The 11,579-nt window shown below is 43.5% G+C and carries 12 protein-coding genes; 7 read left to right on the top strand and 5 right to left on the bottom strand.

Going from position 1 to position 11,579, the window contains the following annotated elements; genetic code table 11:
* Both IM462_RS06050 and IM462_RS06045 read left to right on the top strand, forming a co-directional pair.
* Positions 1–112 (top strand): transposase (locus IM462_RS06050; RefSeq protein WP_036400142.1); only part of this gene is annotated, 112 nt, incomplete at its 5' end.
* Between the two features lie 317 nt (positions 113–429).
* Entirely contained in the window at positions 430–861 is a 432-nt protein-coding gene (locus IM462_RS06045) for a DUF4278 domain-containing protein (RefSeq protein ID WP_287704563.1), read from the top strand.
* 174 nt (positions 862–1,035) lie between these two features.
* Here IM462_RS06045 and IM462_RS06040 read toward each other — a convergent pair whose 3' ends face one another.
* The 5 genes from IM462_RS06040 to IM462_RS06020 all read right to left on the bottom strand — a co-directional run bounded on the left by IM462_RS06040 (position 1,036) and on the right by IM462_RS06020 (position 6,432).
* Positions 1,036–2,574 carry a thymidylate synthase gene (locus IM462_RS06040; protein ID WP_287704561.1) on the bottom strand — a complete coding sequence of 513 codons (1,539 nt, stop codon included), beginning with the start codon at positions 2,572–2,574 and terminating at the stop codon, positions 1,036–1,038.
* 4 nt (positions 2,575–2,578) lie between these two features.
* Positions 2,579–3,202 (bottom strand): dTMP kinase, encoded by a 624-nt coding sequence (gene tmk / locus IM462_RS06035; RefSeq protein WP_287704558.1) that lies wholly within the window; start codon positions 3,200–3,202, stop codon positions 2,579–2,581.
* A gap of 25 nt (positions 3,203–3,227) precedes the next feature.
* Positions 3,228–4,613: a dihydrolipoyl dehydrogenase family protein gene (locus IM462_RS06030; RefSeq protein ID WP_287704555.1), complete on the bottom strand. Its 1,386-nt coding sequence runs from the start codon at positions 4,611–4,613 to the stop codon at positions 3,228–3,230.
* Between the two features lie 132 nt (positions 4,614–4,745).
* Complete coding sequence (gene hisIE / locus IM462_RS06025; RefSeq protein ID WP_149988172.1) at positions 4,746–5,381, bottom strand: bifunctional phosphoribosyl-AMP cyclohydrolase/phosphoribosyl-ATP diphosphatase HisIE; 636 nt, start codon at positions 5,379–5,381, stop codon at positions 4,746–4,748.
* A 385-nt stretch (positions 5,382–5,766) separates the two neighbouring features.
* Positions 5,767–6,432, bottom strand: a complete 666-nt coding sequence (locus tag IM462_RS06020) for a PEP-CTERM sorting domain-containing protein (RefSeq protein ID WP_287704553.1) — start codon at positions 6,430–6,432, stop codon at positions 5,767–5,769.
* 700 nt (positions 6,433–7,132) lie between these two features.
* Here IM462_RS06020 and IM462_RS06015 point away from each other — a divergent pair.
* The 5 genes from IM462_RS06015 to IM462_RS05995 all read left to right on the top strand — a co-directional run bounded on the left by IM462_RS06015 (position 7,133) and on the right by IM462_RS05995 (position 11,376).
* Positions 7,133–7,744, top strand: coding sequence for an IS607 family transposase (locus IM462_RS06015; protein WP_287704551.1), 612 nt, complete (start codon positions 7,133–7,135; stop codon positions 7,742–7,744).
* 229 nt (positions 7,745–7,973) lie between these two features.
* Entirely contained in the window at positions 7,974–8,990 is a 1,017-nt protein-coding gene (locus tag IM462_RS06010; protein WP_287704549.1) for a thiamine phosphate synthase, read from the top strand.
* A gap of 239 nt (positions 8,991–9,229) precedes the next feature.
* Complete coding sequence (gene thiS, locus IM462_RS06005; RefSeq protein ID WP_002751314.1) at positions 9,230–9,439, top strand: sulfur carrier protein ThiS; 210 nt, start codon at positions 9,230–9,232, stop codon at positions 9,437–9,439.
* 33 nt (positions 9,440–9,472) lie between these two features.
* On the top strand, positions 9,473–10,609 hold the full coding sequence (locus IM462_RS06000) for an anhydro-N-acetylmuramic acid kinase (protein ID WP_287704547.1): 1,137 nt from the start codon (positions 9,473–9,475) through the stop codon (positions 10,607–10,609).
* Entirely contained in the window at positions 10,606–11,376 is a 771-nt protein-coding gene (locus tag IM462_RS05995) for a peroxiredoxin-like family protein (RefSeq protein ID WP_194016496.1), read from the top strand. The genes IM462_RS06000 and IM462_RS05995 overlap by 4 nt, the downstream gene beginning before the upstream one ends.
* The last annotated feature ends 203 nt before the right edge of the window (positions 11,377–11,579 follow it).

Here is an 11,579-nt window from a genome sequence, read left to right as displayed (position 1 = left end):
AGTGGAAGGAATTAATAATAAACTGAAGGTGATTAAAAGGAGAGGCTATGGATTTAGAAACTTTAAAAACTTTAGTCTTAGATGTTTATTAAATTGGCATTTTGCTAGTTGATTTTACATGGTAAGTTCGGAAGAACCAAACTTTTTTAAGCTAGTAGGCCAAGTTTTTTACCGTTGTCTCGGACTCAAGGAATCATCTTCTGTCCTATACTCTTCGAGACAATCTGAAGTGGCTTGGTGTCTTGGCTGTTTTGCTTTAACTTTTAGTTCATGTAAATAAATGTAACAATATTTTTGCAAATTGTAAAGAAGAATTGACAAAATAAAACTTATATGAGTTATAAGCTGAGTTAATATTTTTCGCTGATCGAAGCTAGGGAGGTAATATATAGGGAGATTGGTTCACTAGCGTGACAAGGTGTACCCAGAATGTCCTATTTGTTTTTGTTACCACTGCTCACCGCTGCCTTGGCTGCCTATTTCTGGCAGAAGTCCAGCGATGAGATCGCTTATCTCGCCAGTGCCGCCACGGTAATCAGTTTAGTGTTGAGTCTGGTTTTAGCTCCTTGGCAGATTCAGCTATTAATTCTCTTGACAGTTGTGATTGTCGTCACCTTTTTATGGCAAGGACGAGAAGAGCAGAAGAATGTCCCCGTCCCCACTCCAGAAACCGCTGGCGAGAAAAAGTACCGTGGGGCCGCCTATATGGAGCAAACAGTCGCTGAGGCTCCTGTCAAGGAACGGGGGGGTAAATATCGCGGTGCGGAGGTTAAAATCACCAATAATCCCACGGTGGCTAACCCAATTCGCTCCTCATCTCTCAAATATCGCGGTGCTGGTTCGGCAAACAAGGATCAGTAAGTGAGTTATCAGTTATCAGTTATCAGTTATCAGATTTGAGTTTTAAGTTCACTGATTGGGTGCATCTTATATTTGTGATTTTGGTGAGCAGCAGAAGTTATTAAAAGAGGGCGAATGCAATTCGCCCCTACAATAATATTATTGAGATGCCCCCACTTCCTACTTCCCACTTATCTACTGGTCTTGGATATACGGCTGATTATTCTTGAGACAATTGTAGGCTTTTTGTAGTTCGATTCCCAGATAACCGATATGTTCGGGAATGATTGCGGGATTAGTAGCTGCAAGCTCGCGGATTAATTTCAGGGGATTTTTGCCTTGATAACAGGCGACAATTTCCCCACTGCCGGGGGTAGTTTGTTGGACGAGAATTTGTTCTTTTTCCACGGAAATCAAAAAGTTACCGCTAGGGTCAAAAAAATCGCGCTGATTGACAATTTTATCGTACTGGGTGGCGATTAATCGTTCGACATTCTCCCAAGTATCATCGTATATATGGGCCGATTGGCTAATAGTAATCAATGGACCCATTGATAAATTGTAGTCAGAGTGCTTGCTAATCTCATCCCTAATATGTTGCTGTAAAGCGCGCAATCCCATGGCATTTGCCGGCCAAGCGGCAAACATATCATTACTTCTAAATATTGCGGTGAGGGATAATTCATTTTCCACCACTCGCACCCAAATATGATTTAAACAGGGACTACCTCCCTTTTCGTGGTCTTTCACATCCCAGAGGGACATAACTGCACTGGCTGCGTCAATTTCTGAGATTAATTTATTGATAACCTGTGCAATTTGGTCTCGGCCAAACCAAGAGCGCAATCTTTGACCATAGGTGTATTTAACTCCTTCTGTACAGGGAGAATCATCGAGAATTTGTCCGATATATTCGGTGAGAAAAGGTCTATCTATAGGCAAATAATTAGGTTCGGGAAAGTAAAAGTCTGGGGGTTCATCGGTGACAACGGCCATTAGGTCAATTAATTCTTGCCATTTACCATCATATCCTGTCGGTCTAATTGTGCCGGTGGTTTTAATCTTTTGGAGAATTTTTACCCAGGTTTCGGCAATAGTTTTTCCTTCAATGCGATGACCGTATCTTGTCCCAGGTAGCAAAGAAGGAATATTTTCTAAGAGGGGAAAGATTAAGGGTTCTCCCCAAGTTGGTAAGGGAGATTGTTCTGCATAACTTTTGACGGTTTCAATCGCTTCTGGGATGGATTTAACCGGTTGATATTGAATTGATTGACGTAATTTTTCGAGAGTTTCTCGGTCAATTTCTTTGTCAATATATCCCGTGATAGGAGAATTAATTAGCCAACATTCTCTACCTGTGTCACTTTTTCCTAACTGGAATCCTTGACTAAAAAAGTCTAGCAAACACTGACAGCTACCGGAGTTTTTATCTTCCTTAGTCGCGTTGAGAATAACTAAGTATCTAACGTGGGGATTTGCGATTAAGTTTCTCAGCAGGGGACTAATTCCTCTGGTGGGACTATAAAGATTACCAATTACTGCGTATTGGTCGGGATTTAAATGTTTAGCAAGGGACTGTTTTACTGTCCATCCCGTGATAATTGCCGTTTGGCCGTGACCACAGATTAATTGATTAGGTTTATAGTGGGGTTGGTAGGTGAATTTTGTTAGTGAGCTTTGACACTGAGCGTGTCGAAGTGTTGTCGAACTAGGGGTGGTTTCTATACTGAGCATGGATTTAAATTAATCGGTCAAGATAATTAATAATATTTTGGTGAAGGTGTTCTATTGTATCATTGCCATCCAGTTGTAAACAATTATCTTTATATTCTTTAAATATCTGGAGAAACATCTGACGAACTTTCATTAATTTTTCTTGTTTTTCGTACACTTCTGTGATGGCTCGGTTTTTAATTCTTGCCAGAGAAATATCGGGAAGAACATCGATATAAATGACTAAATCGGGATTGGGAAAATGTTGATTTAACTGCCGAATAAAAGCCAATTCTTCGGGATTATTGCCATTGTAGGCCAGGGAAGAAAAATAATAACGCGTAGTGATAACGTGGGTTTGTTCTTGGTGAATAAGTTTAAAAACACCATCGTGATCATTATATAAGTGATAATGGCGATCAGCTGCAAACAGATAAGCCATTTGTCGGTCAAATTGATTTTGATCTTTGATAGAAATAAGATTAGTTTGCATTATTTCTCGAATCAAACGACCGATGACTCCCTCGGAAGGTTCCGGACTTAAAACTGCTTTTTCCCCTCGCTTTAAAAAATATTCTTGTAAGAGTTTTGCTTGGGTACTTGTTCCCGATCCATCAATACCTTCAAAGACAATAAATTTCGCTTTCATAATTTAATCTTCCTTCTCAATCTAATTATCTAAATAATTGTTTTAGCCAAGTTAACCAAGATTTTTTTGGGGGGATTAATTCCGTCATTTCTCCGATAATCTCTCCCATACTTCCCCAAATATAAATATTTTTATTGAGGGATTGTATGGTTAAATTTTCTTGTAAAGCTAAACTGATGATACCGATCATTTCTGCCGCTTGATTACCGACTATTTGCGCTCCCAGTATTTTACCATCTTGTCGGTAGATTAACTGACAAAATCCCGTGGCTTCTCCCCAGATTTGCTGTGAGACCATATTTTTGATGGGATAGTTCATCATCTTTACCTCCTTACCATAGCTCTCCTGGGCCGCTTTTCCAGTTAAACCCACCCAAGCAATAGCCGGATCAAAAGCAATAAATGAGGGAATTTGATCGGGATTAAAGTTAAATTTTTCTCCCGTGAGCAGATGCTTGACTAACCCAAAAGCGGCCCGATGATTTAAAGTAGGATCGGGATAATTATTTCTGAGCAAATTTAGGGCATAAATGCGGGAATTATCGGTTTGTAGTTGCTGATTAACCTTGATTAATCCTTGCTCTAGTTTAACTCCCACCGCAGCCAAATTTAACCCCTGTTCATTGACTTGATAATTACCGGCAAAAATCAGATCATCAACTTCGATAACACGATTACCTAATTGTAGCCATTTTTGACCCTCGATCGCTTTCACTTGACTAGGACAATAGCCGGGTAAAATCTTAATTCCTTCCGCTTCTAAAATGGCAGTAACTAAAGAGGAGATTTCCTGATCAATATCCGGTAGTAGATAACTATCCTCGATAATTAAGCTAATTTCTTTCCCCAAACGTCGGAGAATTTGGGCTAAACTCACAGCCATGCTGCTGTTGCCAATAATCCCTAAATGTTGTCCCAACTTGTCTAAATTTGGCTCTTGCCAAAGGGTTTGAGCGGTAAAATAATTAACATCATCTAAGCCGAAAATTTTCGGGACTTGCGGAGAAAAATCCGGGGCGATAAGATAGTGTTTAGCCAACAATTGCCGACCGTTAACCACGAATCCTAAATGGGGCAGCCGGACAAATTCCCCCCCACCCAGGATCACGTCTATTCCTTCCGTGGCTAATCTTGCCAAAGAATGATATTTATTAATAGTTTTATCCACTTCCTCTAACCATTGCCGCAACCGTTGCCACTGGGGATAAACGGCCGTTTCTTGCCAATGATTCAGCAGTTTATAGAGATGGATAATTTGGCTGTAGCCCTTGCTAAAAATGTCCTCAGATGCCTCTAAATTGTCCCTAGAAGGCTGTTGCACTAAAGCCACCCTTTTTTTGAGGTGAACAGCCAACAAAGCCGCTTCTATCCCCGCAGGAGTGGCACCGATAATTACTAAGTCGTAAACCACAAATATAAAGTAGGAATCAGGAGACAGTATTCAGGAGTCAGGAGACGGTATTCAGGAATCGGAAACTTAAAACTCAAATCTGATAACTGATAACTGATAACTGATAACTGATAACTGATAACTGATAACTGATTACCGGCGCCGGTCTTGCAGTTTTTTATAGACATCTCGCAGGGGGACTTGATGATAGGCGAGGGCGACGAGGGTATGATAAAAAAGATCGGCCACTTCTGAGGCAATAGCATCGCCATCATTATCTTTGCAGGCCATGACCACTTCTGCCGATTCTTCGCCGATTTTCTTGAGAATTTTGTTATCTCCTCCGGCCAAAAGTTTACAGGTGTAGGATTCCGGATGAGGCTCGTCTCTGCGATCGCAAATTACCTTAAACAATTCCGAGAGGGTGTCGGCCGCTGGCGGTGATTTTTGCCAATTTACTTGATGAAAACAGCTTCTTTCGCCAGTATGACAGGCGATATCACCGATTTGCTCAATAGTCAGTAGGATAGCATCACTATCGCAATCGTAGCGAATTTGACGCACCTTTTGGATATGGCCCGAGGTGGCCCCTTTGTGCCACAATTCTTGACGAGAACGACTCCAATACCACGCTTCCCCGGTGGTGAGGGTTTTTTCGAGGGATTCCCGATTCATCCAGGCCATCATTAACACTGTAGCATCAAGATAGTCTTGAGCGATCGCGGGTACTAAACCCTGGGGATTATAAGCGATCGCGTCGAGGGGAATAGCGGAGAGTAAAGAGGACATCAGTTTTTCGCGGTCAAGAAATATGGTGGGACAAATTGCCCAAAGCTTAATTATATAGCCTTGAGGAATTCCCCTAAATGGCCGCACAGAATTACACTTTACGGTACTCTAATTTTTCCCACCCTAGGGGCGAATTGCCTTCGCCGGACAATGCTTGAGCTTGTTCAGAAAAAATTATCGAAGGGAGGGCAAAAATTATCGAAGGGAGGGCGTACGCGATACGCCCCTACAGAAGTTGATTAAAAACAAAAATCAGGTCTTGACTTGCGTTAGAATCAATACTTAAGGGAAAAGCTAAAAGCTAGAAATCCCCCCAGGGCATCTAACCTTTAGCTATTCTTGTTCAACGTCACAGTTATCAATGTGTGCAAGACATTGGTAACTGTTATTTTTGTCTCTTCAAGCGGGAAACCATTCCTAAACCACCCACTGCCAAAAGTCCGAGGATAGTACCCGGTTCGGGAACTTTGGTTTGGTGGAAACTATTCTCGAACGAGAATATCTCGCCACCGTTGGACGTGTAATCATTCGTGACTCGTAATGTTTGCGGATGGCCCAATACGGGGGCTTGTGAACTAGAACCGTTGATGCTCTGTAATACTACTGGGGCTGTGCCTCCCACAAAAGTTGCCGTCAGGGATTCGGCGGGCGGATCGAATCCACCTACAGTGGAGTCCAGATCGACTGCGGAGAAAGAGAAGTTGGGATCCGTGATAGTCACATCATAAACGAGTTGGAACCCAGCAACATTGCTACCAGGCAAAAAATCGTAAGCAAAGAAGTAATCACCACCCATTAAGTCGGCCTCGACCAGATCAAACTCACCCGGCGCTTCTGGAGCAGTCGGTAGCCCTGTATCGGAGACGTAAGTGAATATCTTGTCTCCGCATGTGAGAGCCTGACCTCCTCTCCATGCGCTAAACGTAATATCGACACCACATCCCGTGAGGGCGTGTGCAGAAGGAGCGTTAACGATACCAGCAACGGCAGCGATGCCGATCGCTAGAGAGCCAGAAGCAAAGGTTTTGGTTAATTTGTTGGTTGTCATCATAACTGAATCATCCAGCCTTAATTGTGTGTACTATAGCCATCAAAAGAGGTCAGGCAAGCGTTAAGCTCGCTAATAACTTTTTTATTTAACCTGACAGAACTATAGCGAAACTTTTCAAAAAAAACAAGTGTTTTAGAGATTTGTTTGGCAATATTTATCTATTTTTTGTCCAATTTATAGGAGTTTTTCTTGAAAATAACTACCCAAAAATTGACAAATATACCCAAGATTTTTGGTGAAAGCTGGACAAATAAACAGGCTCTAGTTTTAAAAAATATCTCAAATTGTTACAAAACTTAATCAAGAGAGGGACAATGTATAAAACTTAACAGTTTTGATCGTTAAAACTGGAATTGCATCAGAATTAAGGGACCCGCACTTTGATAATGTACCTTTTGGGCGAACGCAGTTCGCCCCTACATTGTGGACAAAATCCGTTACTATCGCTCAGGTTTGCTGATCACCCTAAGTAGGGGGAGAGCCTTCGAGGGTCCCCGCACGATAGCCTTGATAAGGGGGGTGTCTGATAATTTTTAACGCCTACCTACTCATCTCTATCTAAAGGGGTATGACTAATTTGTCTCAATCATCTAGACTCACCATTGTAGGGTGATACCAATATAAAAGTGGACAACCGACTGTCTAAAATTGGACAACCTTACTTCGATAAATTTCTTTAATTAAAACCGAGTTCTATACTATGAATAACCTCATCACTATTCGAGAAGCCTCCGATTTGCTTGGAGTTAGCATTAAAACCCTCCGGCGCTGGGAACAACAGGGTAAAATTGCCTCAATTCGTACCGTTGGCGGTCATCGCCGATTTCGACGGGGAGATATCTTACAATCTGCACAAGAAACTGGATTTATTGTGGGCTATGCTCGTGTTAATCGACCTGAACAAAAACTACAATTAGACACCCAGATAAAAGCGTTAGAAGACTTTTGTAGTCAGCAGGGTCAACCCTTTGAAATTATCACCGATATCGGCGACGGGGTCAGCCACAATCACCCTAATTTTATGCGTCTAGTGAAAATGATTTGTCACGGTGATGTGAAATCTCTAGTTTTAACCTATGCGGAAAGTGTTAGTCGCTTTTGTCATGATTTTATTTTGGGTTTGTGCGGTATCTTCAAAATCCAAGTCATTCTCCTCAATCAACCCCAGGAATCCATTGCAGCTGAGGATTTAGTGGACGATCTGCAAGCCCTCGTCACCATCTGTTACAATCGTCTCTACCCGCTACATAACCCGGATCATCGGCAATTGGTGGAATACGTAGGGGCGCTTAAGAATCTCCCCCCGGCTTAAAATTGTCCTTGGCGTGGGTTTCTCCTCCCTCTTTGTTGGCTGTCTGATGCCGCCTCTACTGTTCCCCGAACAACGGCCAAAAATAGTAATATTTTAGATGATAAAGAGAATATGATCCCCCCTTGCCCCCCTTAAAAAAGGGGGGAAAACCAGGAAAGTTCCTTTTTCCAAGCTGGATTGAGGGGGATCAAATTGGCTGACGGCTATAATAACTCTACATTAACGGCAGATGAAACTAGAAACCACGGCGATTAAACGGATTCTTGATGCTAACCTTGACCGCGCTAGAGAAGGACTGCGAATTATCGAAGAATGGTGTCGTTTTGGCTTAGATAATCCCGATTTAGCCCAAGAATGTAAAGAAATGCGCCATCAATTAGCTAGTTGGCACTCGATCGATCTTAAACGACATCGGGACACAGCTGGCGATATCGGCACAAATTTAAGTCATCCCAGGGAAGAAATCCGGGAGACTGTCGAGGGACTGCTGCAAGCAAATCTCGCTCGCGTACAGGAGGCTTTTCGGGTTTTAGAAGAATACGGTAAACTCTATGATCTGGAGCTAGGGATAGCCTGTAAACAGCTGCGCTATCGGGTTTATCAGCTAGAGAGTAAACTATTAATCTCTCCACCTCTGGAAAAACTAAAAGCATCTCCCCTCTATTTAGTCACTTCTCCTGCCGAAAATCTGCTAGAAATCGTCGAATTAGCCCTAAAAGGAGGTTTAAAATTGGTGCAGTACCGCCATAAAACCGCCGCTGATACCATTCGTTTAGAAGAAGCCGCTAAACTGTGTGAGTTATGCCACCGTTATGATGCTTTGTTTATTATGAACGATCGCGTTGATATTGCTAAGGCGATTCATGCCGATGGTGTTCATCTCGGCCAACAGGATCTACCGATTTCCCTAGCGCGGCAATTTCTCGGCCCGACGGCAATTATCGGCCGGTCCACCACTAATCCCCAAGAGATGGCCAAAGCAATCCAAGAAAAGGCCGATTATGTGGGAGTCGGTCCAGTTTATGCCACCCCCACCAAGGCGGGAAAAACTCCCGCAGGATTGGAATACGTCCGTTACGCGCGGGAAAATTGCCCTTTACCCTGGTTTGCGATCGGTGGTATTGATAGTAATAACATTAAAGAGGTTTTAGAGGCAGGAGCGCAACAGGTAGCTGTAGTCCGGGCCATCATGGAAGCGCAGCACCCCGATGTGGTGACACAACAATTATTAGACCAATTAAAGTAGGGTGTGGGGTGTGGGGTGTAGGGAGATAGGGTGTGGGGTGTAGGGTGTGGGGTGTAGGGTGTGGGGTGTGGGGTGTGGGGTGTAGGGTGTGGGCTTCGGCCGTGAGCTCAGCCGAACGGGTGTGGGGTGTGGGGAGAATAAAGCTGCCTTTTGCCTTTTGCCTTTTGCCTTTTGCCTTTTGCCTCCTGTCTCCTGTCTCCTGACTCCTCCGATTAATTCATTTGTTCGTATCCAAATCCATGTCAGAAATAACCTTGCAAATCAACGGCAAAACTCAAACCTGTTTACCCGCAACTAAACTACCGCAAATGCTAGAAAATTTGGGCATGAATCCTCGGTTAGTTGCAGTGGAATATAACGGGGAAATCCTCCATCGTCAGTATTGGGAAAACACGGAAATCAAGGAGGGGGATAAATTAGAAATTGTTACTATTGTCGGGGGGGGATAAAATAATCAACAATCGACACTTGAGGGAAAAAACTTGTTAGTTATCGGTTTAATGAGTGGCACATCGGTGGATGGCATCGATACCGCTTTAGTGGAGATTAGCGGTACAGTGGAATCTCCACAGGTGCAGTTATTAGCAGGGGAAACCTATCCCTATTCCCCCCGATTACGCGAGACAATTTTACAAGTCTGTGGGGGAGAAAAGCTATCTATTGAAGCTTTAGCCAGCTTAGATGATAACATCGCCGCAGAATTTGCCCAAGCCGCCTTAAATATCCAAAAAGAAGCCCCAAAAGCCCAATTAATCGGCAGTCACGGTCAAACCGTTTTTCATCGACCCCCCGAAAACGATCGCCTCGGTTACACGGTACAATTAGGACGGGGAGCAGCGATCGCAAAAATTACCCGTATTCCCACCATTAGTAATTTTCGCGCTGCCGATATCGCCCAAGCTGGTCACGGTGCGCCCCTAGTGCCGAAAATTGACGCTTATCTGCTTTCTCACCCCACCAAAGCCCGCTGCGTCCAAAATATCGGCGGTATTGCCAATTTAACCTATCTACCCCCTCGACAAAGGGAAAATTGGCAGCAAAAAATTTTCGGTTGGGATACCGGCCCCGGCAATGTTCTTATCGATTTAACCGTACAATTTTTGAGCCAAGGCCAACAAACCTACGACCATAACGGTCAATGGTCGGCCCAGGGTCAACCCTGCTCCGAATTAGTTCATAAATGGCTACAGGAGCCTTATTTTCAACAATATCCCCCTAAATCCACCGGCAGAGAGTTATTTAGCCCCGCCTATCTAGCCCAATTGCGCGAGGATGCCCAAGCTTATTCCCTCAGTGATGCCGACTGGTTGGCCAGTTTAACCGATTTAACCGCCATTTCGATCGCCCATAGCTATCAAACCTTTTTGCCAGAAATGCCCGCGGAGGTGCTGCTCTGCGGTGGTGGCGCTCGTAATGCCTACCTGCGCCAACGACTCCTAACACATTTGGGGTCAAATGTCAAGCTTTTGACCACCGATGAGGTAGGATTAAATAGCGATTTTAAAGAAGCGATCGCTTTTGCCCTTTTGGCCTATTGGCGCTGGCACGATTTCCCCGGTAATTTACCGAAAGTCACGGGAGCAAAAGAGGCGGTTTTATTAGGAGAAATTTATCTATGAGCAGCATATATGAAATATTTTCAACAATTCAACGCCAAAGGGTCAGCGATGGGCAAATAGTGCCAATTTTAAGCGATTGTGCCGATTATAAACGTCTTTTAATTCTTGTTTGGCCGCAATTGGGAGATTTTGATAGTCTCGAATACGCTTGGTGGTTAGAAAAAGAGGCGGCCCTTTGGCAAAATGCCGGGATTACCATTCGTGCCATCGGTATCGGCGATCGCAATTCAGGTTTAAAATTCGCTGAATATACGAAATTTCGGCAAGATTGGCTTTTTGTTGACCCCAAAGCTGAATTACACAATTTATTAGGACTTTATCGCGGTTTATCATTAAAATTACCCAGATTTTCTCCCGGACAAAATGCCTGGTTAAATCTAATTTTGATGTGTGCGGGTGTGGGTAGTCCGGGGACTCTGGCCGAAGTGCTGCGGGGTTATCTTGGCGATCGCAAAGCCCCCCAATTAATTGCCGAGGAGGAAACAATACAAGCGCGGCCTTTACCAGCTTTCCGGGGTTCCCTATTCAATCTTGCCGGGGGTCAAGGTTTTCAGCGACCTTTTGAATTAGCCACCCTGAGACTCCGCAATATGAGTCAAGTTTTGGGCAATTGGTCAACCTATGTCCCCGATGGTAGTTATCTCACCCAACGGGGAGGGACTTTTTTATTTGATAGTCAAGGAAATTTACTCTATGAGCATCGAGATGGAGGTATCTTGGGCTTTGCTGAGAATATGAGTTATCCTCTCGCTTTTTTGCGGGATTAAGCTTTTTTCTTCTCCATAAGATTGATGAAATTAAGTAGGTAGGCGTTAAAAGTTGTCAGATGCCCCCCTTATTAAGCTGTCCTTTAGTCACATCTTTCTTAACATTTCAAACCTTTGTAGCACAAGGCTTTCAAGACTCGGTTAACAATTTGTAATATTCCTTGTTGACACCCTTACTGACAAAGAAAAAACTGAAATCAAGT

This window comes from Microcystis sp. M144S2 (genome assembly GCF_020246065.1).
GTDB classification, from domain to species: Bacteria; Cyanobacteriota; Cyanobacteriia; order Cyanobacteriales; family Microcystaceae; genus Microcystis; species Microcystis ichthyoblabe_A.
The sequence above is the reverse complement of the archived record's forward strand: the minus strand, read 5'-3'. Positions and strand labels throughout refer to the sequence as shown.

Bases quoted from the DNA above. Each gene is read 5' to 3' on its own strand.
- hisIE (WP_149988172.1), bottom strand. From the start codon at position 5,381: ATGTCCTCTTTACTCTCCGCTATTCCCCTCGACGCGATCGCTTATAAT.
- IM462_RS06010 (WP_287704549.1), top strand. From the start codon at position 7,974: ATGAAACTAGAAACCACGGCGATTAAACGGATTCTTGATGCTAACCTT.
- IM462_RS06040 (WP_287704561.1), bottom strand. From the start codon at position 2,574: ATGCTCAGTATAGAAACCACCCCTAGTTCGACAACACTTCGACACGCT.
- tmk (WP_287704558.1), bottom strand. From the start codon at position 3,202: ATGAAAGCGAAATTTATTGTCTTTGAAGGTATTGATGGATCGGGAACA.
- IM462_RS05995 (WP_194016496.1), top strand. From the start codon at position 10,606: ATGAGCAGCATATATGAAATATTTTCAACAATTCAACGCCAAAGGGTC.
- IM462_RS06045 (WP_287704563.1), top strand. From the start codon at position 430: ATGTCCTATTTGTTTTTGTTACCACTGCTCACCGCTGCCTTGGCTGCC.
- IM462_RS06020 (WP_287704553.1), bottom strand. From the start codon at position 6,432: ATGATGACAACCAACAAATTAACCAAAACCTTTGCTTCTGGCTCTCTA.
- thiS (WP_002751314.1), top strand. From the start codon at position 9,230: ATGTCAGAAATAACCTTGCAAATCAACGGCAAAACTCAAACCTGTTTA.
- IM462_RS06015 (WP_287704551.1), top strand. From the start codon at position 7,133: ATGAATAACCTCATCACTATTCGAGAAGCCTCCGATTTGCTTGGAGTT.